Genomic DNA, 21,409 nt, shown 5'->3' with positions numbered 1-21,409 from the left:
GAGTTGATGGGGGTTCATAGGGCCAGCTCCCCTTGCTTGGCCGGCAGCTTCAAAGCCTCGACCATCTCGCCGGACTCGCTGCATACCTTCTTGCCGCAAGACTCGATTGCGCCGGAGTCGATCAAGTCAAAGACCCGGCCAGTGACCGTGCCAGTGCGCAGGCCGGTCAGCTTCTCCAGCTCGCGGCGCGTGTACTTGATGCCAGGCTGCATGGACTGGACGATCACGGCCTTGGCGCCGCTGAAATCGTGCTTGCGGTAGGCGTCCAAACTCGTTGAGGCCATGGCGGTCTTCATGCTTCACCGCCTTTCAGCCACCAGCGGTTAGTCCACTTAATACTCATGTTGTTTCGATCTTTTAGCTCCGGAGCAAAGGCGACCGACTTTGAGTCGCATATGGCATCAACAGGCCACGACCAAGAAAGGCCATCCCACCAGCGCAGCGTGGTTGAATCGCGGCACACACTCGCAGGCCACCACCCAATCGACGGAGGCGGGCCGCTGCGCCACTTGCACTCATGAGAGGCTGGCGGCTTGATGTACTTGCTCATGCGGCCTCCGGCGTCTTTGAGTACGCGGCAAGCACTTCCTTGGCGGCAGCTTCAAGACGAAGGCTGAGCTGATTTAGTGCATTGCCGCCGGGCTTGCTTGAGTCAAAGCTGAGTTGGATCTTCTTGTCCGTGATCGTGTGCGGGCAGTTGATCGCGGCCATGTATAGCTTTTGGCGCAGCTCATCGGCTATCATTCGTTCATTCATGCCGTTTTCTCCTTGGTTGCGGCGGTGATAGAAACCTCGCCCTGTTGACGCAGTGCGGGGTTTTCGCTTTTCTTGGGCGGTGGAATTAGTAATGGGCAGGCGTGGCTGCGGTGGCCTTCTCTGCCGCAGAGGACGCAGACCTTGCGGGGGGTCATGCGGCACGCTCCAGCTCTTGAAGCCTGGCCTTGAGCGCCGCGACTTCAGCCGACCGGCTATCGCGCTGCACCACATCGCACCCCATTTGCTCGGCCAGCCATTGCAGCGGCGCGAGGTTGTTGGTTTGGCGCATGAACTTGACGAGGCGCTTGCCGTACAGGCCTGCCGTGCCCTTCAGCACCTTGCTCATGTAGCCGTGGCTGATGCCGACTGAATCGGCAATCTCGTAGTCGTCGTGGCCGCTTTCCTGCACCGCCAGGCGCAATGCACCAAGGTCAGAAAGCCGGGCCGCAAGGTCAGCGGAAATCAGGCTTGGCGCCTTGACCACTGCGAGAAATGGCATCTCAGCTTGCCAATGCTTTCCATTGGTTTCCATTGCTTTCCTATCGCTTGGGAGCAAAAAAAACGGACAGTGAGGGCATGAACACACCGCACACCAACCACATCTGGGCCAGCAAGGCGCTAGCCGAGTTCCTGGCCCGCTGCTTCCACAGCGCTGCCAAAACTTTGGAGCTGGACGCAAAGGCAATCCGAGAAGCTGGGATGAAGCGGAAATGAGCGGCCATGGCTCAGGCCTCGAATGGGCTGCGATAGCGCCACTGGGTCAGGTCGAACATCAAGGCGACATGGCTTGGAATCAGGTCGTATCGCCACTGGCCATGCTCGTAAATGCCCGCATCTATGTCGGCGCAATTGAGCTCAAAAGCCTCTTTGATTGCGCGGTGCACCCAGAGCTGGGCCAGGATGTTGCGAACCTGCGCCAAAACGAGCAGAACAACGATGGACGCAGAGAGCGCATCCATTTATGCCTCCGCCTTGGCTTTGCTGCGGCGGCACACCTTCTTATGAAGCGCCTGCAGCTTTCGGTAGTTCCGCGAAAGCACGTCGGAGACATCTCCGCGCACAACCTTGCTGATGGTTGGTTGCGGGATTCCTGTTCGCTCCGAGATCTCGCATTGAGTCAGCCCGGACTGGAGGATTGCGGCAATAAAGTCTTTTGCTTCCATATCTATTCCTTTGCGACTATTGTGCCAGTCCCATAGGAATATGCAAGTGCGATTAAATGATGCGATGGCAAGACCAATCGAAACACTCGCGCAAAGGCTCGCTTTTGCCCGCGCACAGGCTGGGATGACTCAGGGAAAGCTGGCCGAACTGGCCGGCATGAGGCAGCCCGACATTTCCAAAATAGAGAAGGGCTTGATCCTTCAGACCACCGGCATTGCTCGGCTTGCTGCGGCCCTCAATGTCTCGGCGGCATGGCTTGAGCTAGGGCAGGAAGAAAATGGAGAACCCTCTCCAAAAGCCCAGATGACCCCGCTGACTCCGGGGGTGGAGGCTCACGCTATGAGCCAGATACGCTTTGAAACTGTGCCCTCACTTTTATGGGAGCAGTTGATGAGCGAAGACCCAAAGGGCACGTTCTCTATAGCAGTACCAGATGACGCGATGGCGCCGCGTGTTCGCGCCGGGACAGAGTGCTTATTCAAGACAGACCTCTCGGCCCGGCCTGGCGCTGGCGTGCTGGTCAGAGACTCAAGCGGGGCTGTCTACCTGCGCGAGTACAGGGAAGCGCCTGGTGGAGCATGGGAGGCGCACGCCGCAAACCCTGCCTATCGAACGCTTCACAGCGTGGCCGATGGCCTGCGCGTCATTGCCGTTCTGCGGGCAGTCATGCGCGGCTGGGAAGAAATCTAACGACAGGGGGGAGAGATGAAAGAGAAAGCTGTTTTGGCGTGGCGTGCAGCCATGCTTGTCGCTCTGGTGTGGATCGGGTACGAGTTGCATGCGATCAATAGAGCGATGCCATCGGGCCTGAGCTACCAACAAGAAGAGCAACTGCGCCAAATCTCTATCGACACGCGAGAAGCAAGCCAGAAGCTGCAGGACATCGAGCGCAACACCCGCCCACGATGACAAGCTAGCCACCGAAGAACTAGCCCGCCCCGAGCGGGCTTTTTTACGTCTGTTGAAAATATTTATTCTTTTACGCTTGACGCACTGCATTCTTTTAGGAATACTACTTCCATCGCCTCACAACACAGGAGCAAGCGATGGGAACAAGCAAATGGACAGCGCCATATCTTGGCGTTCAGCACCTCGAATCCACAGACCGCCGCTATCGCGCTTCGGTCACTGAGTACAGCGGCTTTGCTGATTTGTCTCTGTGGACTCCAGGCTGTGGCTTCAATCCTGAGCGTCAGCAATTTGAAACTGCTGAGCAGGCTCGTTCGGCTGGTGCTCTGTGGCTCTCTTCGATCAACAGCCGCCAAGGAGTTGCAGCATGAATGCCCGCGAATACGTCACCCCGGCACAGCGCCGCAACTGGGAAGAGCAAGACGGCCAAGCCCTTGACGCATTGATCGGCAAGGCCCGCACAACGCTGCGCCTGAACCTGACCGCCGACATCTTGGCCGCTCAGCCACTCAGCCGCGTGATTCGGATTCCTGGCGCTGGCGTCACTTGGTCTGTAAAGGATCTTGTCAATGACCGGCTGTCATTCCCCAAGGGTGACGCTCATTTCGTCGAGATGCTGAAGATCATCGGCGAGCTGGCCGGCCGCAAGTTTCCTGACTCTCTTGCTGACCGCGCTGCCAAGTTGGTTGACTCCATCGCCGACGACTTCGCCGACTACTACGCCGACGACTTGGCCCGCGAATGGTCCGACGCAGCCAAGCCCAGCGACCCGGCCCGCTTTGTGCCGCTTCCTGGCCAGCGTGTGTATCTGGAGCCGCCGCGTATTGAGCTGACTGCTGAGCAGTGCAAAGCCGTTGACGATACAGCGGGGATTGCAGCATGAACTACCAAGCCAAACCCCTACCCGCCGACTGCGAGCCCTGGCACTTGCCGCACATGGAGGCTGGCAAGTTGCTGATGGCAGAGGACGCTATGGGCATCTGTGACACGTGCCCTGGTGAGCTTGATAGCCCGGAGTCGGTGTATCAGGCTGAGCCTGCAAAGGCTTCGATGCCCTGGCGTGGCATGGGCGCCGGCCTTGTTGTCGTGCTGGTCGCCCTGCTCAGCGCTCACATCCTGGTGCGGCTATGAGCAAAGACCTTGAACTGATGCTGAGCGCGATGGGCCGCGTGGCCTTTGCTCTTGGCCTTGTACTTGCCGCGGCACTGCCGGCGATTCTGAACTGATCAACGGGACGGCTGGCCACTCATGCAGGCCAGGTAGCCGGGTCGCACATCAAGCGCGAGCGAAACACCCCGGCGAGGCCCGAGCGCGGCGGGTCGTCCCACCAAATTTAACGGAGAGATTGATGAACACCACAACCCGCGAAGAGTCGGCGGCGGTAAACAACGCCGGCCTGTCGCTGCTTCGGCAACCGGTGCCGGATCACTTGGTAAGCCAACTCCCGAAAGGGACCAAGGCCCAGAACGAGTGCCCGGCAAGCGAAAAGGTCAACTGCAATATCTGCGGCGGATGGCACCACCCAAAGGTTCGCCACTTGTCATATGTGGGGCACGCAGCCGCAACGCATTTGCTTCTTGATGCTGACCCGTATTGGAACTGGGAGCCGCTTGGCTACACCGCTGCAGGGTTGCCAATGTTTGACGAAAGCGGAGGCCTTTGGATTCGTCTGACGGTGTGCGGCGTTTCCCGCATCGGCTATGGGAGCGCTGACAAAAAGGCGCACATGGACGCCGGGGCACGCGAGAAGGAAGTGATTGGCGACGCCCTGCGCAATGCCGCCATTCGCTTTGGGCTGGCTTTGGAGTTGTGGAGCAAGGCTGACATTCACGGCGGCAATGAGGGCGAGAAGTGGTTTGCGGCCTGCCTGTTTGGCATTCGAGACGCCGCCAATATCGGCGAACTCAAGGCTCGGACAAAAGCAGCCATTGAAGAGGCCCGGGCACGCGGCGACCAAGCGGCCGAGGACGAATTCTTGATTGCCCAGGCCGACAAGATGGCGACCGCAAAGATTCCAGCAGCCCAACAAGACACCGGAAACAAACGCAGCAACAACACCCCGCCGCCGCCAGATTTGGCTGATGAAGACGTGCCTTTTTAATCTAGGAGAACAGAATGACCATCGAACTTGATGATTCCATTGGCTTTGAAGAACCCGGCAACGAAGCCCCCGCAGTGACTGCTGCAAAAGACCGGAACGCACTTGCCATCACCGCAGACTTGGACCGCGTGAAGACTGCGCTGAACGAGTTTGACCGCGTTTCGGCCGGCCTAGCTGAGCTAGAGGCTCGATACCCCAAGGACGTGGTTTACCCCGTCGAGACACCCAAGGGTTACAAGGACGCTATCGAGCACCGGGCCGCCTGGCGCGATCCTCGAATCTTGGTCGAGAAAAGCCGCAAGATGGCGAAGGCCCCTATCTTGACGCTTGGCAAGAGCATTGACGCCCGCGCCGCATGGCTGACTGAGAAGCTGGAAGAAGGCGAGAAGCCGGTAGACCAGCAGATCAAGGCCGAGGACGCCCGCCGCGAGGCGGTAAAGCAAGCCCGCATCAACGCCGAGGCCGGCCGCATCATCGCCATTCAAGAGGCGCTGGCCGAGATTGGGCAGAACGTGCTGATCGCCTGCAGCAAGACTTCCGTCGAGGTTCGCGCCCTGTCGGTGCAAATGCACGAGACGCGCCCTGACCCCGAAGTGTTTCAAGAAATGATCGAGCAGGCCAAAGAGGCATGGGCGGCAGGCATTGTCAAACTCGAAACGGCTTTGAAAGCCAAGCTTTGGGATGAAGCCGAGCAAGCGCGTCTTGCCGAAGAGCGCGCAGCCGAAGAAGAGCGCCGCAAGCAAGCCGCCGCCGCAATTGAGGCGCAGCGCTTGGAGAACGAGCGGATCGCCGCCGAACAGCGTGCAGCCGCTGAAGCCATCGCCGCACAACAGCGCGCCTTGGAAGCCCAGGCCGCCGCCTTGGCAGCTCAGCAGAAGGCTATTGATGATGCCAAGGCCGCGGCAGAGCGCGCCGAGGCCGACCGCATCGCCCGCGAAGCACGCGCCGCCGAGCAGGCCAAGCTAGACGCCATTGCCGCCGAGCATCGCCGCGCACAAGAGGCCGAAGCAGCCGCACGCCGTGCCGCCGAAGAGCAAGAGCGCGCCCGCCGTGCTGCTGCCATCGCGGCACAAGAAGCCGCCCAGCTCCGGTTGCACAACGCCGCGCAGAAGTTGCTTGATGCGCTGATTCTGGCGGTTCCTTTCGTGACCGACGGCGCCACCCTGGCTAAGTGCAATGAGGCCATCGACGAAGCGACCGAGCGCGAAACCATTGCGGCGCTTGCCGCCTGACGGAGAACACCATGAGCACCAAACACCTTTGGGAAGTTGACCACCCCTACTACTGTGCTGAGGGCGGCTACTTCCATACCCAAGCGCATCACAAGACCATCAACGAATACAAGTCTTGGAGCGACTTCCTGGCTTCAATGGCTGATGCTGATCTGGACATGAATTTACTGTTCCGGTGGGATTGGTCGGAGGTCAACTACGACATCGAAGGCGAGGAGTTACCTGCGTTCAATGGCGATGTGAATTACCGAAATGGCCGCTTGTCGCTGTTTTTCATGCATCAACGCAATGGGTTCCATTCCACCGGCATCGTGGAAGTTTGCCGTGCCGATGAGCCTGCGGTGATCGCGTATCTGCAGACGCGGCTGAATTACCTCTTGAAATTGTGGGCGCCTCTTGAGCTGACAGAACAGCCGCCAGCCGACACCAAGACCGCTGACCTGTTTGAAGGGGCCAAGCCATGAGCGCCGCTCACACCTCAGGAAGGCTTCGGATTTCTGAAGAGGGGCCAACCATCATCAAGGAAGACTTCCGAATGATCGGAACTGATGGCGGCGCATTGGTCGGCAGCACAGCGGGGCACCCAAATAGCGGATTCTTCCCGACTGTTGAAGAAGCGATAGGAAACGCACGCCGTCTGGTGGCCTGCTGGAACGCTTGCCACGGCATCAGCACCGAGGAGCTTGAGTCTCGCGCAGCTATTGCAGCGGCACAGGGAGAGCAGCCATGAGCGAACGAAGCAGCATTGCCGACCGCGCCGTGCTTGTGCTGTCCGAGTTGTCTAAATTCGGCGACACCATCACGGTAGAAATGCCAGAGCGCCACGCCCTTCGGCATCTCCGGCAACTGGCACTGGCTCGATTTGAGGCAGCGCTTACTGATGTTGAGGGCCTGTTCATCTTGGCTCAGGCGATCAGAGATAGCCACAGGGAGAAGCCATGAAGACATCACAACGCCAAACAGCCCGAGCAAAGGCCGACGCCAAGTGGCAGCACCTTGAGCCACGCCGGCAGCAGCAAGAACAGCAGTCCGTAAGTGATGCAGCTTGGCATCAATTGGAGCAGGAACGCGCCAGGGCGCAGCAGCAGGGGCAGCAGCGATGAGCAACATCACTATCAACGTGGAGCGCGAGCTATTCCGATTCGAGAGCCATCAAGACTGGGTGAACAAGGCGCAAAGCCGCTATGCAAATTGCGGAGTTCCCAAAGGCTACTACATCACCGTAGATGCCAAGGGCCACGTTATGCACAGGGGGCAGTGCTTCATGGCTGCAGATAAGGCCAAGGCCTTCCCCGTCATCGTCTACGAGCTGAAAACCAATTGGAAGGCCTGACATGGGCGAGTACGCACGCCTCTACACCCTGGAGCGTTTCGGGGTTGACATTGGTGATGGCCCGCCAATCAAAAGGCCAAAGCCAGCCCGTATTGGCTGCCACTGCGGGTGCCACTTCACCAGCCCTCAAGCGCTCGCTGACCACAAGCGGGACAAGCACGCTGAAGCAAATTCGAAAGGCCAAAAATGAGCACACAACACCCCGCCGATCTGCCGCCGATGCTAGTTCTCGGCCGCGAATATCCAACGCTTGACGGGCAAGTCATAAAACTTGTGTCTATTTCAAACGCAGGGACGGAATACGAGACGATGGCCGATTAGCAGGGGCGGCATCGCTATTCGCGCAACCACAGCAGAATCATTGGTCGCCTCACCGGCTCACCGATTGACGCCCCTGGGAACATTGCATTTTCGACAGCACTCGCACAGGCGCAGCCCTCATTGACTGATGCCGACGATCTGGTCAGCTTCATGGACAGCGGCGTTTTGCGCATGCCATATGCAATGGCAATGAGCGACGAATTGAGCCGACGCCAGTTCTATGGCCGCGTGCAATCGCTGCTTGATCGTATCGAGTCCCGCGCAGCAATCGCCACCCAGGCAGCGCAGCCCGTCATCCACGCGCCAAGCGACAAAGCTGTCTGGATGATTATTGACGCAGCGATGAAGGCCGAAGGATTGCAAGAGACCGGCCAACTCAATGCGGCGATGAAGCGTGCGGTCGATGCTGCAATTGCACAAGCTATGGCGCAGCCAGTACAGGCCCAGGGAGTGCCGGAAGGTTGGAGCTTGGTTGAGAAGTCCGGCCACGTATTGATGGCGTGGCCGATGACGCAAGCGCAACTATTGGCTATTGGCATCGCTGCCGCACCCCAGGCAGCACCACAGCAGGCAGAGCCGCTATACACGCTAGACCAGATCGCGCTCGCTTGTGCAGAAGCTGGCGTGAGTGAAAGCAAGTTTGAGTCGATCAGCATTGAGCTTGATTGCATCGGCACCAAGGGGGCGAAGTGATGCTGGCCCGCTGGACTGAAATCTTGCCGCTGTTCGTGATCCGCTGGCTTGCGGTACGGCGATGCGAAAAGTTCAGGCTGGTTTCCTCAACAGAGCTGCGCGTAGTCATGGCGCGGCCTGATGTGCTAATCAAGATCGAAAGCGATAAGTCATGAAAGTCCGCCACATCAAGCGCAGCCTGCATCACAAGCGCAATTCGTTTCTTTTCTGGGTTGCCGATCAATACCGGAGGTGGAAGCGATGAGCACCGAACTGAAGCAAGCCGCCCCGCTGCTTGGACCGGACGAGTTCATGGGCACAGCCATTATCAACGGCCACGCCTACGGCAACCGCCACATGATCCGAGTAGCCCGCGTCAGCGTTGACGGCAATGTATGCACCGTCCCACTGAGTGGCTTGGTCGATGTGATCGAAGGCGGCGGAAAGTACGAGGTCGAGGTCGATTCGATGACCAAAGCCGCGTTCGACAGGATGGAGGAATTTCAGGGATGGTAAAAACGAAATTGGAGCAAGCCGCGCAAGCCGTCCTAGACCGCTGGGATAGCCCGCAATGGAAATGGGCAAAGCATGGGCCGACTGCTGACCTGATGGCCGATCTGCGCGCCGCACTTGCCGAGCCGCAGCAAGAACAGGCGCCGGGCTGGCAGCGTGTGCCGGTATATCCAACCGCCGAAATGATTGATGCCGGGCGGTGGTCCGAGTACGGCGAAGAGTCATCTCGGCTTAGGCCAGTTGACGATGATGAAGTGGCCGGGGTGTGGGCATTGATGCTTGCGGCTGCGCCACAGCAAGGAGCCAAGCCATGAGCACCATACCCAGCGAAAGCGAACTGGCACGCTTGATCCGTGAATCCAAGCCACCACTCCCCCCCGCAATCCGGGAGCTTCTTAGGCACCACCGCGCCGCCGAAATAATTGAATGCGTGCTGGCCATGAAGGACTCAGAACTGCACATGGCAAAGGCTGAATTTGATCGGGCGCAGTTGGAGGCAGAAGCCGCACATGCAGCTGCAATCCGCGCCCGGGCCAGCGCACCCAAGACCGCAGCCGAGTCCTGCGTGGCCGGCCTGCGCAACGTGATAGCGGAGGACACCAAGAAATGAGCAACGAAATCGACGCCGGCACAGTGGCCCAGCTTCTCGGAGTCACCCGCCAGCACTTCACAGACCGGATAGCCAAGAAAAAAGGCTTCCCGCAGCCCGTGGTGAACTTCAGCCCGAAGTCGCGCCGCTGGCGGTATGACGAAGTGCTGCGGTGGCGTTCCAAGGCCAGCCAGCCGGCCTAGATCCGGGCGGCAACTTGCTCCGGGGATTCTCTGTAATAGTGTCGGATGAGCACGTTGATGTCAGCGTGCCCGCTGATCTTCTGCAGGGTCTGCACATCCACCTTACGACTGAGCAGCGTCAGCGCTTCGCCGCGGCTGTCGTGGAAGGTCAGGCCCTTGATGCCGCACCGCTTTTTGGCTTTGACAAACAGGGCGGCGCGGCTATCGTCCGATACGGTGAATAGCTTCACTGCCCGCCCCGCCATCATGGCCGCCAAGAGCCGTTTTGCTGGCTTCCTGAATGGGATGAATCGCGGCCTGCCGGTGTAACGCAAAGTCTTGTGTTTGTCGAGCTTGACCACGCGGGTTTCGAGGTTCACTGCCTCGGTAGTCAGGCCAAGGATTTCACTGGATCGCATGGCCGTCCTGAGCGCGATCAGGAACGCATAGGCGACCTCTGCCTGCATGGATTGAGGCGGTTTGCCAGAGATATAGCCCAGCGCCCGGCATAGCCGCCTGACTTCCTGCCAGGGTATGCGCCGTTCGCGTGGCTGGCCGTCGCTCGGAACCCTAACGAATGACCATGGCGATTCCAGCGGGCACCACTTCCAGACCTTGGCTGCAACTGTCCAGACGTTGGAGAACGAATTCGACTCGCGCCGCACCGTCGCCGGCTTCACCTTCTCAAGCCGAGCATCAACCCACTCTTGCAGATCATCGGGCTTCACATCAACCAGGCGCATTTCCACCAGCTTGGGGAATTTTCGCCTTAGCGCTTCAAACCGCAAGACCTCGAAGTGCTCGCTTTCTTTGGTGGGGCTGATTTCCTTTTCGTACCGCAGCAAGGCTTCGGCCAGGGTCTTGTCTGGGAACTTCCCTGCCTTCCCGGCGCGGATTTCTTGTTCGCGGAATGTTGCCCACTCTTGCGCATCGCGCTTCGTAGGGAAGCCGCCGAGCGAGTCCCGAACGTCCAGAAGCTCTATCTCTGCCCGCCAATTGCCCGAGGGCAGTTTCCGAAAATAAGCCATTCCAACTCCGTGCGGGATCGCGTGCGGGCGTGGTGCGGGCAAGCGATGCAGTCCTAGGGGGTCGAATGATGCCAGATGCTGGCCTATTTCTGATGGCCTACGCCGGGGAAAGTTGCCGGCTGCTGTTCAATGCTGGCTTATATCATGGTGCCCAGGACGGGACTTGAACCCGTACGACCGTTAAGTCGGCGGATTTTAAGTCCGCTGCGTCTACCAATTTCACCACCCGGGCGGGCGAGCTTTGCGCGAGATTATCACCGCATCGCAAAGGTGATTCTCCAACTGAAAAAGGGAAGCCGTATGGCTTCCCTTTTCATATTTGGAGCGGGAAACGAGACTCGAACTCGCGACCTCAACCTTGGCAAGGTTGCGCTCTACCAACTGAGCTATTCCCGCAATGCTAGCGAATGAGACTTTCGACTCACTGCCATGCTTGGTACTACAAATTTTTCCAAATTTCTCTGGAGCGGGAAACGAGACTCGAACTCGCGACCTCAACCTTGGCAAGGTTGCGCTCTACCAACTGAGCTATTCCCGCAGTGATTTCTTGGAGGCGCGATCCAGAGTCGAACTGGACTAACCGGATTTGCAATCCGGGGCATAACCGCTTTGCTATCGCGCCTTAAGAACCGTTAGTCTGGGGCTTGGTGAAACCCCGACTAAAAAAGGAAGCCTGAGCTTCCTTTCTTTCAAATTTTGGAGCGGGAAACGAGACTCGAACTCGCGACCTCAACCTTGGCAAGGTTGCGCTCTACCAACTGAGCTATTCCCGCATTGTCTTGACGACATCTCACTTCTTGCCGCGTAGTATTTGCTCATTTATCAAGAACCTAAGTTTTTGACTTATTTACAAACTTGCGCGTTTCGAAGCAAGACCAAGATTGTATGCCGGATTTAAGTGCCTTTGCAAGCTTTTGAGAGATTTCTTCAAAAATCTTTCAATCTCTCCACTTCAACCCGGCTCGAACCTCAAACCGCGATCAATGTGTAGCCGCAGGCGCGGCCACCACATCACCGGGCTTGGCCGCCACGGCGGGCTCTTCATCCGGCAGGGGCTGAGGCATGGATTCCAGGGCCACTTCCAGCACCCGGTCGATCCAACGCACGGGCACGATCTCAAGCTGGTTCTTGACGTTCTCGGGGATGTCTTGCAAGTCCTTGACGTTGTCCTCGGGAATCATCACCGTCTTGATGCCGCCGCGGTGCGCAGCCAACAGCTTCTCTTTCAAGCCGCCAATGGCAGTGACTTCACCGCGCAGGGTGATCTCACCCGTCATGGCCACATCAGCGCGCACCGGAATGCCCGTCAGAGCCGACACAAAGGCCGTGGTCATGGCTGCACCTGCACTGGGGCCATCCTTGGGCGTGGCGCCGTCAGGCACGTGGACGTGCACATCGCGCTTCTCGAAGAGCTCGTCCTTGATCCCTAGGCGGCGGGCGCGTGAGCGCACCACCGTGCGAGCGGCCTCGACCGATTCCTTCATCACATCGCCCAGCGAGCCGGTGCGGATGATATTGCCCTTGCCCGGCATGGCCGTGGCTTCGATGGTCAGCAGATCGCCGCCCACTTCGGTCCAAGCCAGACCCACCACTTGGCCGACCTGATTCTTCTTCTCGGCGCGGCCGAAGTCGTACTTGCGCACGCCCAGGAAGTCGTTCAGGTTGTCTTCGGTGACGACGGCCTTGCCCTCGATCGTCTTGAGCGCGATGCCCTTCACCACCTTGCGGCAGATCTTGGAGACTTCGCGTTCCAGCGAGCGCACGCCGGCTTCACGGGTGTAGTAGCGGATGATGCCGCGGATAGCGGATTCGGTGACTTCCATCTCCGAGTCCAGCACGCCGTTGTTCTTGCACTGCTTGGGCAACAAGTAGCGCTGGGCGATATTGACCTTCTCGTCCTCGGTGTAGCCCGACAGGCGGATCACTTCCATCCGGTCCAGCAGCGCTGGCGGAATATTCATCGAGTTCGAAGTGGCGATGAACATCACGTCGGACAGGTCGAAGTCGACCTCCACATAATGGTCACCAAAGGTGTGGTTCTGCTCGGGGTCCAGCACTTCCAGCAGGGCCGAAGACGGGTCGCCACGGAAGTCCATGCCCAGCTTGTCGATCTCGTCCAGCAGGAACAGCGGATTGCGCGTACCAACCTTGGACAAGCTCTGCAGCACCTTGCCCGGCATGGAGCCGATATAGGTGCGGCGGTGGCCACGAATCTCGGCTTCGTCACGCACGCCACCCAGGGCCATGCGCACGAACTTGCGGCCGGTGGCGCGTGCCACGGACTGCCCCAGCGAGGTCTTGCCCACGCCTGGAGGGCCGACCAGGCAAAGAATCGGCGCCTTGACCTTGTCCACGCGGGTTTGCACCGCGAGGTATTCAAGGATGCGGTCCTTGACCCGGTCCAGACCATAGTGATCTTCGTCCAGCACTTGAGCGGCGTTGACCAGATCGTGCTTGATCTTGGTCTTCTTGCTCCAGGGCAGATTGACCAAGGTCTCGATGTAGTTGCGCACGACGGTGGCTTCGGCCGACATCGGCGACATCAGCTTGAGCTTCTTCAACTCGCCATCGGCCTTTTTGCGGGCGTCCTTGGGCATCTTGGCGGCCTGGATCTTCTTATCCAGCTCTTCCAGATCCGCACCTTCTTCGCCGTCGCCCAGTTCCTTCTGGATCGCCTTGACCTGCTCGTTGAGGTAGTACTCGCGCTGGCTCTTTTCCATCTGGCGCTTGACGCGGCCACGGATGCGCTTTTCCACCTGCAGGATGTCGACCTCATGCTCCAGCAGATCCAGCAGCGTCTCCAGACGCTTGCCGACCTCGGACAAGTTCAGCACCGATTGCTTGGCATCAAGCTTGAGCGGCAGATGCGCAGCAATGGTGTCGGCCAGACGACCGGCGTCATCGATGCCGCCGATGGAGGTCAGGATCTCGGGAGGAATCTTTTTGTTCAGCTTGACGTACTGGTCAAACTGCTGCGTTACAGCACGGCGCAGGGCCTCGATCTCGGGTTTGGTGTCCGGCTCGGGCGGGATGGGCATGACCTCGGCGACGAAATGCTCTTCGCCGTCGGTGATGGTTTGCGTGGTGGCGCGCTGCAAGCCTTCCACCAGCACCTTGACGGTGCCATCGGGCAGCTTGAGCATTTGCAGGATGCTGGAGACGCAACCCACTTCGAACATATCGTCCGATTTGGGCTCATCCTTGCCAGCAGCTTTCTGCGCCACCAGCATGATTTGACGGCCAGCTTCCATCGCCGCTTCCAGGGCCTTGATGGACTTCGGGCGCCCCACGAACAGCGGGATCACCATATGCGGGAACACCACCACATCGCGCAAGGGCAAGAGCGGCAGCGTGATGAGTTCCGCAGGCAGAACGGGATGACCAGACATGTAAACCTCTCTTTCTCAGCCCTAGCTGCGGGCTGAGCGGGCAATTGCAAGACGCCGAACAAAACAGAACAGGCGGTGATTCACCTGTTCATTCGGGGCTAGATAGATTGGTTGATTGATGCTTAGGCGCTGGCCTTGGCTTGCTCTCGGTAAACCAGCAGAGGTTTGGCGTTCTCGTCGATGGTGTGCTCATCCAGCACCACTTTGGCCACGCCGTCCAGCGCGGGCAGCTCGAACATGGTGTCGATCAGCGAGAGCTCCATGATGGAGCGCAGGCCACGTGCGCCGATCTTGCGCGCCAGCGCCTTCTTGGCAATGGCGGTCAGGGCCGAGGGACGAATCTCCAACTCCACGCCGTCCATCGCGAACAATTGCTGGTACTGCTTGACAAGGGCGTTCTTGGGCTCGGTCAGGATCTGGATCAACGCGTCTTCGGTCAACTCACCCAAGGTCGCCACCACAGGCAGGCGACCCACCAGCTCGGGAATGATGCCGAACTTGATCAAGTCAGCCGGCTCCACCTCGCGGAAGATCTCGGACACGCGACGCTCGTCCTTGCTCTTCACCGAGGCTCCGAAGCCAATGCCGGTTTTCTCGGAACGGTTCTGAATGACCTTCTCCAGGCCGTCGAAGGCGCCACCGCAGATGAACAAGATATTGGTCGTGTCAATCTGCAAGAAGTCCTGATTCGGGTGCTTGCGGCCGCCCTGCGGGGGCACCGAGGCCATCGTGCCTTCCACCAGCTTCAGCAAGGCCTGCTGCACGCCTTCGCCCGACACGTCGCGGGTGATGGAGGGGTTGTCGGCCTTGCGGGAGATCTTGTCGATTTCGTCGATGTAGACGATGCCGCGTTGGGCGCGCTCGACGTCGTAATTGCAGTTCTGCAGCAGCTTCTGGATGATGTTTTCAACATCCTCACCGACATAACCCGCCTCGGTCAGCGTGGTCGCATCGGCGATCACAAACGGCACGTTGAGCAGGCGAGCAAGCGTTTGAGCCAACAAGGTCTTGCCGGAGCCCGTGGGGCCGATCAAGAGAATATTGCTCTTGGCCAGTTCGACCGAGTCCTTGGTGCCGGCCATATGGCGCAGGCGCTTGTAGTGGTTGTAAACCGCCACCGACAGCGTGCGCTTGGCAACGTCCTGGCCAATCACATACTGGTCAAGGCTGGCCTTGATCTCGCTGGGCACGGGCAAGTCCGACTTGCTGGCGCGCGCCGCCGGCGTGTCGGCAGGCACTTCGTCGCGCACGATGTCGTTGCACAGCTCGATGCATTCATCACAAATGAATACCGACGGGCCAGCAATCAACTTCTTCACTTCATGCTGGCTCTTGCCGCAGAAGGAGCAGTACAGGACTTTTTCGCTGGAGTTGCCTTTTTTCTCGGCCATGGATCTGCTTGTCTTTCAGGCGTTAATGCCTGCTGTGATGATAGTTCAAACGCATACGGGGCCCTTAGCTTGAAAAGGGCCCCCTTACGCTCGCTGTTAGAAGCGGCAATTCAGCGGATCAGGGGCGCTTCTCAAGCACGCCATCGACCAGCCCGTAGGCTTGCGCTTCGGCGGCGGACATGTAGTAGTCACGTTCGGTGTCGGCCTGGATTTTCTCCAGGGTCTGGCCCGAACGCTCAGCCAGGATGCGGTTGAGCTGTTCACGCGTTTTGAGAATCTCGCGCGCATGAATCTCGATGTCCGTGGCCTGGCCCTGTGTGCCGCCCAGCGGCTGGTGAATCATCACCTTGGCATTGGGCAGCGCAAAGCGCTTGCCCTTGGCGCCGGCAGCCAACAAGAAGGCGCCCATGCTGGCGGCCATGCCCATGCACAAGGTCGAAACCTCGGGCTTGATGAAGTTCATGGTGTCAAAGATCGACATGCCGGCCGAGACGCTGCCGCCAGGCGAGTTGATGTACAAGAAGATGTCCTTGTCGGGGTTCTCGCTCTCCAGGAACAACATTTGCGCCACCACCAAGTTGGCGACCGCGTCATTGACGGGGCCTACCAAGAAAATGATGCGCTCGCGCAGCAGGCGGCTGTAGATGTCGTAGGCACGCTCGCCGCGGCCCGACTGTTCGATGACGATGGGCACCATGCCCAGATTGTTGATTTCCAGCGCGCTCATGTAGGTCCTCTGAAGAAAGTCTCTATGGATCAGGTGTTGGGGCTGATTATGTCGCCACAAGACCTGACCCTTTGTATTTGGAGCTTATCCGCAACTTGGCACGATCCAGCTAAGCCCGAAACCGAGCCCAGGGCACAAGCGCCAATGCGCGCAATACCACAGGATCAAGCCCTGCATCGACCGCTGCCATCGGCACCCTGCCCCAAGCCCAAATCAGCTCGCCGTCCTCCGCCGCGAAAATTTCGGACAAGAGTTCTGAGCCAAAAAGCAAAAAGCGCCGCCCTTGCGGTACGGCGCTCTCTTCAAGCTGATGATCGGGTGAGGATCAGTTGGCTTGTTGAGCCATCAGTTCGTCGAAAGGCAGAGCCTTGTCGCTGACCTTGGCCTTGGCCAGCACGAAGTCGGTGACGTTGTTTTCAACCACAACGGCTTCCACTTCGGCCAGGCGATTGCGGTCGCTGAGGTACCAGCGCACGACTTCGGCGGGCTTCTCGTAGCTCTGAGCCAGATCTTCGATATGGGCTTGCAACTGCTCAGGCTTGGCTTGCAGGTTGTTGGAGCGAACCAACTCACCCACCACCAGACCCAGGCGCACGCGACGCTCGGCTTGCGGACGGAAGATTTCTTCGGGGATCGGAGCCTTGTCAGCATCCTTCACGCCACGCTTCTTCAGGTCTTCACGGGCAGCAGCCACCATACGCTCGGTCTCGCCGGCGATCAGGGCATTGGGCACGTCGAGTTCAGCGGCAGCGACCAGAGCGTCCATCACGGCGCCCTTGTTGCGAGCCAGCACGCGGAACTTCACTTCGCGCTCAAGGTTCTTCTTGATGTCGGCGCGCAGGCCTTCAACGCTGGCGTCGGTGATGCCCAGGGACTTGGCAAAAGCCTCGTTCACTTCCGGCAGATGCTGGGACTCGATCTTCTTGACCGTGACCAGGAAGTCGGCTTCCTTACCAGCGACGTCCTTGCCGTGGTAATCCTCAGGGAAAGCCAGCGGGAAGGTCTTGGAATCGCCAGCCTTCATGCCGCGCACAGCCTTCTCAAACGCTTCCAGCATCTGGCCTTCGCCGATGATGAATTGGAAGCCTTCGGCCTTGCCGCCTTGGAAGGGCTCGCCATCGAGCTTGCCTTCGAAGTCGATGGTGACGCGATCGGTGTCGCCGGCCACATCGGCCGCGCCACGCTGGGCGAAGCTGCGACGCTGCTTGCGCAGGATCTCAACCGTCTTGTCGATGGCTTCTTCGGTCACTTCGCTGACAACGCGCTCGACGTCGGCGTTAGCCAGATCACCGATCTTCACTTCCGGGTAGACCTCGAACGTGGCGTCGAAAGCCATCTGGCCTTCAGGCGACTCGTCCTTCTGGGCGATGCGGGGCGCGCCGGCCACGCGCAGCGCGGCTTCGTTGGCGGCGGCCGAGAAGGCCTCACCCAGCTTGTCGTTCATGACTTCGTACTGGACGGAGTAGCCATAACGTTGTGTGACAACGCTCATCGGCACCTTGCCGGGGCGGAAGCCATCGGCCTTGACGGTGCGAGCGAGTTTCTTCAGACGTTGCTCGACTTCGCTGTTGATGTCAGCAGCCGCCAGCGTGAGCGTGATGCGGCGTTCGAGCTTTTCGAGGGTTTCGACGGTGACAGCCATAGTTGACTCAATACAAAGTTATCTGGTGCGCGGGGCCGGACTCGAACCGGCACGCCGGTGAAGGCGTCAGGACCTAAACCTGGTGCGTCTACCAATTTCGCCACCCGCGCTAGAAGGATTTCAGGCCCGCTCTTCCGGCTGATTGGCGCCAGACTTCTGGCACCAACACAACCGAGCAAGCCTGCGGCATTTCGGCAAACCGTGGATTGTAGCCACTTGCGGAGCCGATTTTCGCGACCAGGTGAAACCCCGGATCGGAAATCTGCGTCAGCCCGCTTTTTTGGGGCCCTTTTTCGGACCCTTTTTCAACTCTTTACTCGGGCCGTTTGATACGAAACCAGGCCGCGTACATGGCCGGCAGCGCCAGCAAAGTCAGCGCAGTGGCCACGATCAAACCACCCATGATGGCCACGGCCATCGGGCCCCAGAACACGCTGCGTGACAGCGGCACCATGGCCAGCACAGCAGCGGCAGCCGTCAGCACGATGGGACGGAAACGCCGCACTGCTGACTCAACAACAGCCGACCAATCGGGCACGCCGCGTGCGCGGTCTTGCTCGATCTGGTCGATCAGGATCACCGAGTTGCGCATGATCATGCCCATCAAGGCAATCACGCCCAGCAGAGCCACAAAGCCGAAGGGCTGATTGAAGATCAGCAAGGCCGCGGCAACACCAGCAATGCCCAGCGGGCCGGTCAGGAACACCAGCATCGCACGCGAGAAGCTTTGCAGTTGCAGCATCAGCAAGGTGAAGATGAGGAACAGCATCATCGGCACACCAGCCGCGATCGAGCCCTGGCCCTTGCTGCTTTCTTCCACCGCGCCGGCCACCGAGATGCTGTAGCCCACCGGCATCTTGGCCTGCAAGGCCTGCAACTGCGGCCACACCTGAGCAGTGACGGTAGCGCCCTGCATGCCCTCAGCGACATCGCCCTGCACTGTCACCGCGTAATCACGCGCTTCGCGCCACAGCACGCCGGGTTCCCAGGCAAAGCTGACCTTGGCAATCTGCGCCAGTGGAATGGAGCGGCCGCTGGCCGTGGGCACATAGGCATTGCCGATATCGCTGATTGCATTGCGCTCATTCAAGGGCTGACGCAGCACGATGTCGATCAGGCGATCGCCGTCGCGGTACTGGCCGATCGTGCTGCCCGAGAACATGGTGCGCGCAGCCTGCGCAAGCGCCTGGCTGCTCACACCCAGAGCGCGGGCCTTGTCCTGATCAACTTCTAGGCGCAGAACCTTGATCGGCTCATTCCAGTTGTCATTGACGCCGCGCATATTCGCGTTGGCGGCCAGAATGACCTTGGCTTGGTCACCCCATTGGCGCACCTCTTGCGCATTCGGCCCGGCAACACGGAACTGCACCGGGTAAGGCACCGGCGGCCCGTTGGGCAGCAGCTTCACACGCGCCCGCACTTCGGGGAACTCAGCCGCTACCAAGGCCGGCAGGCGCTTGCGCAACTCTTCACGCTCGGGCAGGTCCTTGCTCAGGATGATGGCCTGGCTGACGTTGGCCTGCGGGAAGATCACATCCAGCGGCAAGTAGAAACGCGGCACGCCGCTGCCGATCCAGGTGCTGACCGACTCCACGCCCTGCTCTTTGAGCATGCGGGCCTCGAAGCGCTTGGCGACTTCGCGGCTTTGCAAAATGGTGGAGCCTTCGGGCAGGCTCAGGTCAACCAGGATTTCCGGCCGCGATGAATCCGGGAAGAACTGCTGTTGCACCCGGCCCATACCCACCAAGCCCAGGGCAAAGGTCAGCACGGTCAAGCCGATGGTCTTCCAGCGATTCAGCACGCACCAGCGCACCAGGCTGCGGAAGCGGTTGTAGAACGGCGTATCAAAGAGTTCATGCGCCTCCCCGCCCTCGTTGGACTTGTGGGTGCGCAAGAGCAAGGCCCCCAGATAGGGCACGAAGTAGACCGACACCAGCCAGCTGATCACCAAGGCCGCGGCGGTGACCGCAAAGATGGCGAAGGTGTACTCACCGGTCTGCGACTTGGCCAGGCCAATGGGCAAGAAGCCGGCCGCAGTGATCAAGGTGCCGGTCAGCATGGGCATGGCCGTGGCGTCGTAGGCGAAGGTGGCCGCTGTCATCTTGTCGTAGCCCTCCTCCAGCTTACGCACCATCATCTCGACAGCAATGATGGCGTCATCCACCAACAAGCCCAGCGCGATGATCAGGGAGCCTAGCGAGATTTTGTGCAGACCCACGCCCCAGTAAAACATGGTCACAAAGGTGATCGCCAGCACCAGCGGAATGGTGATGGCCACCACCATGCCGGGCCAGATGTCGATGCGCAGCGGCTTGGTGTGCAGACCCAGCGAGATGAAGCTAACCGCCAGCACGATCACCACCGCTTCGATCAACACCTTGATGAATTCGTTCACCGAACGGGTCACGGCCCGGGGCTGATCCTGAATCTGCTCCAGTTCGATGCCGGCCGGCAACTGGGCGCGGATCTGCGTGGCCGTCGCCTGCAAGGCCTTGCCCATGGCCACGATGTCGCCGCCCTTGGCCATAGACACGCCCAGCGCAATCACATCCTTGCCCTGATGCCGCACCATGACGGCCGGCGGGTCAGCGTAGCCGCGCGTGACCTCAGCAATATCCGACAAACGCAGGCTGCTGGCTTGGCCGGTCGTTGCATTGACGGCGCGGATCGGGAAGTCCTTCAGCGCCTGCACCGACTTGAACTGGCCCTGCACCCGCACCTGCAAATTGCCGCTGCCGGCATCCAGAACGCCGCCGCCTTCGATCGCGTTTTGCGCGCCGATTTGGGTAATCACCTGGTTGAAGTCCAGGCCCATGGTGGCGACCCGCTTTTGCGAGATTTCGACAAACACCTTCTCGGCTTGCACGCCAAAGGGCTCGACCTTGGCCACATCGGGCACCTTGAGCAGGGCCGAGCGAACGCGGTCCGCATGAGCACGCAACTCCTCAAACGAGAAGCCCTGCGCCGACAGCGCAAAAATGCTGCCGTAGACATCGCCGAACTGGTCATTGAAGACCGGCCCGATCACGCCTTGCGGCAAGGTGTGCGTCATGTCCCCAACCCGCTTGCGCACCTGGTACCAAACATTGGGCACCTCGGCCGCCGGCGTGTGCTCCTTGAGCTGGAAGATGGTCAGCGATTCACCCGGCTTGGTGTAGCTGCGCACCCGGTCGGCGTAAGGCACCTCTTGCAGGGTCTTCTCGATCTTGTCGGTGACCTGCTCGGCCACCTGCTCGGCGGTGGCGCCTGGCCAGAAAGCCTGCACCACCATCAGGCGCAAAGTAAAGGGTGGGTCCTCATCCTGGCCGAGCTGGAAATAGGCGGCAAAGCCCATCAGCATGAAAACGACCAAGAGATAGCGCGTCAGCGCCGGATGCTCCAGGGCCCAGCGCGAGGCATTGAAACTCCGGCGTCCACCGGCGCCCGCGGGCTTGCTTGATTTGACTGGCTTGATGCTCAT

Annotated in this window: 27 protein-coding genes and 6 tRNA genes; 16 read left to right on the top strand and 17 right to left on the bottom strand. The window is 59.7% G+C overall.

Annotation, left to right across the window (positions count from 1 at the left end; all coding sequences use genetic code 11):
* Positions 1 to 14 precede the first annotated feature (14 nt).
* The 5 genes from AABB87_RS20565 to AABB87_RS20545 form a co-directional block, all read right to left on the bottom strand.
* The gene (locus AABB87_RS20565) at positions 15 to 284 is read right to left on the bottom strand and encodes a hypothetical protein (RefSeq protein WP_341973175.1); all 270 of its coding nucleotides are present in this window, start codon (positions 282 to 284) and stop codon (positions 15 to 17) included.
* A 262-nt stretch (positions 285 to 546) separates the two neighbouring features.
* On the bottom strand, positions 547 to 756 hold the full coding sequence (locus tag AABB87_RS20560; protein ID WP_341973174.1) for a hypothetical protein: 210 nt from the start codon (positions 754 to 756) through the stop codon (positions 547 to 549).
* Positions 757 to 907: 151 nt separating this feature from the next.
* A complete protein-coding gene (locus AABB87_RS20555) occupies positions 908 to 1,312 on the bottom strand; it encodes a hypothetical protein (protein ID WP_341973173.1) in 405 nt (134 codons plus the stop codon).
* Positions 1,313 to 1,481: 169 nt separating this feature from the next.
* Positions 1,482 to 1,715, bottom strand: a complete 234-nt coding sequence (locus AABB87_RS20550) for a hypothetical protein (RefSeq protein WP_341973172.1) — start codon at positions 1,713 to 1,715, stop codon at positions 1,482 to 1,484.
* On the bottom strand, positions 1,716 to 1,919 hold the full coding sequence (locus AABB87_RS20545; protein ID WP_341973171.1) for a transcriptional regulator: 204 nt from the start codon (positions 1,917 to 1,919) through the stop codon (positions 1,716 to 1,718).
* A gap of 64 nt (positions 1,920 to 1,983) precedes the next feature.
* Here AABB87_RS20545 and AABB87_RS20540 point away from each other — a divergent pair, with 64 nt between their 5' ends.
* From AABB87_RS20540 to AABB87_RS20465, 16 genes are all read left to right on the top strand, one after another.
* Positions 1,984 to 2,610 (top strand): LexA family transcriptional regulator, encoded by a 627-nt coding sequence (locus AABB87_RS20540; RefSeq protein WP_341973170.1) that lies wholly within the window; start codon positions 1,984 to 1,986, stop codon positions 2,608 to 2,610.
* 15 nt (positions 2,611 to 2,625) lie between these two features.
* A complete protein-coding gene (locus tag AABB87_RS20535) occupies positions 2,626 to 2,829 on the top strand; it encodes a hypothetical protein (protein ID WP_341973169.1) in 204 nt (67 codons plus the stop codon).
* A gap of 137 nt (positions 2,830 to 2,966) precedes the next feature.
* Complete coding sequence (locus AABB87_RS20530) at positions 2,967 to 3,200, top strand: hypothetical protein (RefSeq protein ID WP_341973167.1); 234 nt, start codon at positions 2,967 to 2,969, stop codon at positions 3,198 to 3,200.
* Entirely contained in the window at positions 3,197 to 3,712 is a 516-nt protein-coding gene (locus AABB87_RS20525; RefSeq protein ID WP_341973166.1) for a hypothetical protein, read from the top strand. Before AABB87_RS20530 ends, AABB87_RS20525 begins: the two co-directional genes overlap by 4 nt.
* Entirely contained in the window at positions 3,709 to 3,960 is a 252-nt protein-coding gene (locus AABB87_RS20520; protein ID WP_341973165.1) for a hypothetical protein, read from the top strand. Before AABB87_RS20525 ends, AABB87_RS20520 begins: the two co-directional genes overlap by 4 nt.
* A 217-nt stretch (positions 3,961 to 4,177) precedes the next feature.
* Entirely contained in the window at positions 4,178 to 4,930 is a 753-nt protein-coding gene (locus AABB87_RS20515) for a hypothetical protein (RefSeq protein WP_341973164.1), read from the top strand.
* Between the two features lie 14 nt (positions 4,931 to 4,944).
* Entirely contained in the window at positions 4,945 to 6,162 is a 1,218-nt protein-coding gene (locus AABB87_RS20510) for a hypothetical protein (protein WP_341973163.1), read from the top strand.
* An 11-nt stretch (positions 6,163 to 6,173) separates the two neighbouring features.
* The gene (locus AABB87_RS20505) at positions 6,174 to 6,626 is read left to right on the top strand and encodes a hypothetical protein (RefSeq protein WP_341973162.1); all 453 of its coding nucleotides are present in this window, start codon (positions 6,174 to 6,176) and stop codon (positions 6,624 to 6,626) included.
* Positions 6,623 to 6,892 carry a hypothetical protein gene (locus tag AABB87_RS20500; protein ID WP_341973161.1) on the top strand — a complete coding sequence of 90 codons (270 nt, stop codon included), beginning with the start codon at positions 6,623 to 6,625 and terminating at the stop codon, positions 6,890 to 6,892. Before AABB87_RS20505 ends, AABB87_RS20500 begins: the two co-directional genes overlap by 4 nt.
* Positions 6,889 to 7,104, top strand: coding sequence for a hypothetical protein (locus AABB87_RS20495; RefSeq protein WP_341973160.1), 216 nt, complete (start codon positions 6,889 to 6,891; stop codon positions 7,102 to 7,104). Before AABB87_RS20500 ends, AABB87_RS20495 begins: the two co-directional genes overlap by 4 nt.
* Before the next feature lie 157 nt (positions 7,105 to 7,261).
* A complete protein-coding gene (locus AABB87_RS20490; RefSeq protein ID WP_341973159.1) occupies positions 7,262 to 7,495 on the top strand; it encodes a hypothetical protein in 234 nt (77 codons plus the stop codon).
* Between the two features lie 441 nt (positions 7,496 to 7,936).
* Positions 7,937 to 8,509, top strand: a complete 573-nt coding sequence (locus tag AABB87_RS20485) for a hypothetical protein (protein ID WP_341973158.1) — start codon at positions 7,937 to 7,939, stop codon at positions 8,507 to 8,509.
* A gap of 240 nt (positions 8,510 to 8,749) precedes the next feature.
* Positions 8,750 to 9,004 (top strand): hypothetical protein, encoded by a 255-nt coding sequence (locus AABB87_RS20480; protein ID WP_341973157.1) that lies wholly within the window; start codon positions 8,750 to 8,752, stop codon positions 9,002 to 9,004.
* Entirely contained in the window at positions 8,998 to 9,315 is a 318-nt protein-coding gene (locus AABB87_RS20475; RefSeq protein ID WP_341973156.1) for a hypothetical protein, read from the top strand. Before AABB87_RS20480 ends, AABB87_RS20475 begins: the two co-directional genes overlap by 7 nt.
* The gene (locus AABB87_RS20470) at positions 9,312 to 9,611 is read left to right on the top strand and encodes a hypothetical protein (RefSeq protein WP_341973155.1); all 300 of its coding nucleotides are present in this window, start codon (positions 9,312 to 9,314) and stop codon (positions 9,609 to 9,611) included. The genes AABB87_RS20475 and AABB87_RS20470 overlap by 4 nt, the downstream gene beginning before the upstream one ends.
* On the top strand, positions 9,608 to 9,793 hold the full coding sequence (locus AABB87_RS20465; RefSeq protein ID WP_341973154.1) for a helix-turn-helix transcriptional regulator: 186 nt from the start codon (positions 9,608 to 9,610) through the stop codon (positions 9,791 to 9,793). The genes AABB87_RS20470 and AABB87_RS20465 overlap by 4 nt, the downstream gene beginning before the upstream one ends.
* On the opposite strand, the gene AABB87_RS20460 is transcribed toward AABB87_RS20465, so the two are convergent.
* The 12 genes from AABB87_RS20460 to AABB87_RS20405 form a co-directional block, all read right to left on the bottom strand.
* Positions 9,790 to 10,800, bottom strand: a complete 1,011-nt coding sequence (locus tag AABB87_RS20460; protein ID WP_341973153.1) for a tyrosine-type recombinase/integrase — start codon at positions 10,798 to 10,800, stop codon at positions 9,790 to 9,792. The two genes, AABB87_RS20465 and AABB87_RS20460, sit on opposite strands and share 4 nt — an antisense overlap.
* A 145-nt stretch (positions 10,801 to 10,945) precedes the next feature.
* A tRNA-Leu gene (locus AABB87_RS20455) sits at positions 10,946 to 11,032 on the bottom strand.
* Between the two features lie 88 nt (positions 11,033 to 11,120).
* A tRNA-Gly gene (locus tag AABB87_RS20450) sits at positions 11,121 to 11,196 on the bottom strand.
* A 66-nt stretch (positions 11,197 to 11,262) separates the two neighbouring features.
* A tRNA-Gly gene (locus tag AABB87_RS20445) sits at positions 11,263 to 11,338 on the bottom strand.
* Positions 11,339 to 11,348: 10 nt separating this feature from the next.
* Positions 11,349 to 11,422 (bottom strand) — tRNA-Cys (locus AABB87_RS20440).
* Positions 11,423 to 11,497: 75 nt separating this feature from the next.
* Positions 11,498 to 11,573: transfer RNA gene (locus AABB87_RS20435), tRNA-Gly, on the bottom strand.
* 207 nt (positions 11,574 to 11,780) lie between these two features.
* Complete coding sequence (gene lon / locus AABB87_RS20430) at positions 11,781 to 14,189, bottom strand: endopeptidase La (RefSeq protein WP_058719038.1); 2,409 nt, start codon at positions 14,187 to 14,189, stop codon at positions 11,781 to 11,783.
* 122 nt (positions 14,190 to 14,311) lie between these two features.
* Positions 14,312 to 15,580, bottom strand: a complete 1,269-nt coding sequence (clpX, locus tag AABB87_RS20425; RefSeq protein WP_058719037.1) for an ATP-dependent Clp protease ATP-binding subunit ClpX — start codon at positions 15,578 to 15,580, stop codon at positions 14,312 to 14,314.
* Positions 15,581 to 15,698: 118 nt separating this feature from the next.
* Positions 15,699 to 16,307, bottom strand: coding sequence for an ATP-dependent Clp endopeptidase proteolytic subunit ClpP (clpP, locus tag AABB87_RS20420; protein WP_058719036.1), 609 nt, complete (start codon positions 16,305 to 16,307; stop codon positions 15,699 to 15,701).
* Positions 16,308 to 16,632: 325 nt separating this feature from the next.
* Positions 16,633 to 17,949, bottom strand: a complete 1,317-nt coding sequence (tig, locus tag AABB87_RS20415; protein WP_058719035.1) for a trigger factor — start codon at positions 17,947 to 17,949, stop codon at positions 16,633 to 16,635.
* A 23-nt stretch (positions 17,950 to 17,972) separates the two neighbouring features.
* Positions 17,973 to 18,059, bottom strand: a tRNA-Leu gene (locus AABB87_RS20410).
* 203 nt (positions 18,060 to 18,262) lie between these two features.
* The gene (locus tag AABB87_RS20405) at positions 18,263 to 21,409 is read right to left on the bottom strand and encodes an efflux RND transporter permease subunit (protein ID WP_341973151.1); all 3,147 of its coding nucleotides are present in this window, start codon (positions 21,407 to 21,409) and stop codon (positions 18,263 to 18,265) included.

This window comes from Roseateles sp. PN1 (assembly GCF_038419725.1).
Classification (GTDB): Bacteria; Pseudomonadota; Gammaproteobacteria; order Burkholderiales; family Burkholderiaceae_C; genus Paucibacter_A.
This window is presented reverse-complemented; position numbering and strand designations above follow the sequence as displayed.

Excerpts from the sequence above, each read along its gene's own strand:
- AABB87_RS20565 (WP_341973175.1), bottom strand. The coding sequence starts at position 284 with ATGGCCTCAACGAGTTTGGACGCCTACCGCAAGCACGATTTCAGCGGC.
- AABB87_RS20560 (WP_341973174.1), bottom strand. The coding sequence starts at position 756 with ATGAATGAACGAATGATAGCCGATGAGCTGCGCCAAAAGCTATACATG.
- AABB87_RS20550 (WP_341973172.1), bottom strand. The coding sequence starts at position 1,715 with ATGGATGCGCTCTCTGCGTCCATCGTTGTTCTGCTCGTTTTGGCGCAG.
- AABB87_RS20545 (WP_341973171.1), bottom strand. The coding sequence starts at position 1,919 with ATGGAAGCAAAAGACTTTATTGCCGCAATCCTCCAGTCCGGGCTGACT.
- AABB87_RS20540 (WP_341973170.1), top strand. The coding sequence starts at position 1,984 with ATGGCAAGACCAATCGAAACACTCGCGCAAAGGCTCGCTTTTGCCCGC.
- AABB87_RS20535 (WP_341973169.1), top strand. The coding sequence starts at position 2,626 with ATGAAAGAGAAAGCTGTTTTGGCGTGGCGTGCAGCCATGCTTGTCGCT.
- AABB87_RS20530 (WP_341973167.1), top strand. The coding sequence starts at position 2,967 with ATGGGAACAAGCAAATGGACAGCGCCATATCTTGGCGTTCAGCACCTC.
- AABB87_RS20525 (WP_341973166.1), top strand. The coding sequence starts at position 3,197 with ATGAATGCCCGCGAATACGTCACCCCGGCACAGCGCCGCAACTGGGAA.
- AABB87_RS20520 (WP_341973165.1), top strand. The coding sequence starts at position 3,709 with ATGAACTACCAAGCCAAACCCCTACCCGCCGACTGCGAGCCCTGGCAC.
- AABB87_RS20515 (WP_341973164.1), top strand. The coding sequence starts at position 4,178 with ATGAACACCACAACCCGCGAAGAGTCGGCGGCGGTAAACAACGCCGGC.
- AABB87_RS20510 (WP_341973163.1), top strand. The coding sequence starts at position 4,945 with ATGACCATCGAACTTGATGATTCCATTGGCTTTGAAGAACCCGGCAAC.
- AABB87_RS20505 (WP_341973162.1), top strand. The coding sequence starts at position 6,174 with ATGAGCACCAAACACCTTTGGGAAGTTGACCACCCCTACTACTGTGCT.
- AABB87_RS20500 (WP_341973161.1), top strand. The coding sequence starts at position 6,623 with ATGAGCGCCGCTCACACCTCAGGAAGGCTTCGGATTTCTGAAGAGGGG.
- AABB87_RS20495 (WP_341973160.1), top strand. The coding sequence starts at position 6,889 with ATGAGCGAACGAAGCAGCATTGCCGACCGCGCCGTGCTTGTGCTGTCC.
- AABB87_RS20490 (WP_341973159.1), top strand. The coding sequence starts at position 7,262 with ATGAGCAACATCACTATCAACGTGGAGCGCGAGCTATTCCGATTCGAG.
- AABB87_RS20480 (WP_341973157.1), top strand. The coding sequence starts at position 8,750 with ATGAGCACCGAACTGAAGCAAGCCGCCCCGCTGCTTGGACCGGACGAG.
- AABB87_RS20475 (WP_341973156.1), top strand. The coding sequence starts at position 8,998 with ATGGTAAAAACGAAATTGGAGCAAGCCGCGCAAGCCGTCCTAGACCGC.
- AABB87_RS20470 (WP_341973155.1), top strand. The coding sequence starts at position 9,312 with ATGAGCACCATACCCAGCGAAAGCGAACTGGCACGCTTGATCCGTGAA.
- AABB87_RS20465 (WP_341973154.1), top strand. The coding sequence starts at position 9,608 with ATGAGCAACGAAATCGACGCCGGCACAGTGGCCCAGCTTCTCGGAGTC.
- AABB87_RS20460 (WP_341973153.1), bottom strand. The coding sequence starts at position 10,800 with ATGGCTTATTTTCGGAAACTGCCCTCGGGCAATTGGCGGGCAGAGATA.
- lon (WP_058719038.1), bottom strand. The coding sequence starts at position 14,189 with ATGTCTGGTCATCCCGTTCTGCCTGCGGAACTCATCACGCTGCCGCTC.
- clpX (WP_058719037.1), bottom strand. The coding sequence starts at position 15,580 with ATGGCCGAGAAAAAAGGCAACTCCAGCGAAAAAGTCCTGTACTGCTCC.
- clpP (WP_058719036.1), bottom strand. The coding sequence starts at position 16,307 with ATGAGCGCGCTGGAAATCAACAATCTGGGCATGGTGCCCATCGTCATC.
- tig (WP_058719035.1), bottom strand. The coding sequence starts at position 17,949 with ATGGCTGTCACCGTCGAAACCCTCGAAAAGCTCGAACGCCGCATCACG.
- AABB87_RS20405 (WP_341973151.1), bottom strand. The coding sequence starts at position 21,409 with ATGAGCATCAAGCCAGTCAAATCAAGCAAGCCCGCGGGCGCCGGTGGA.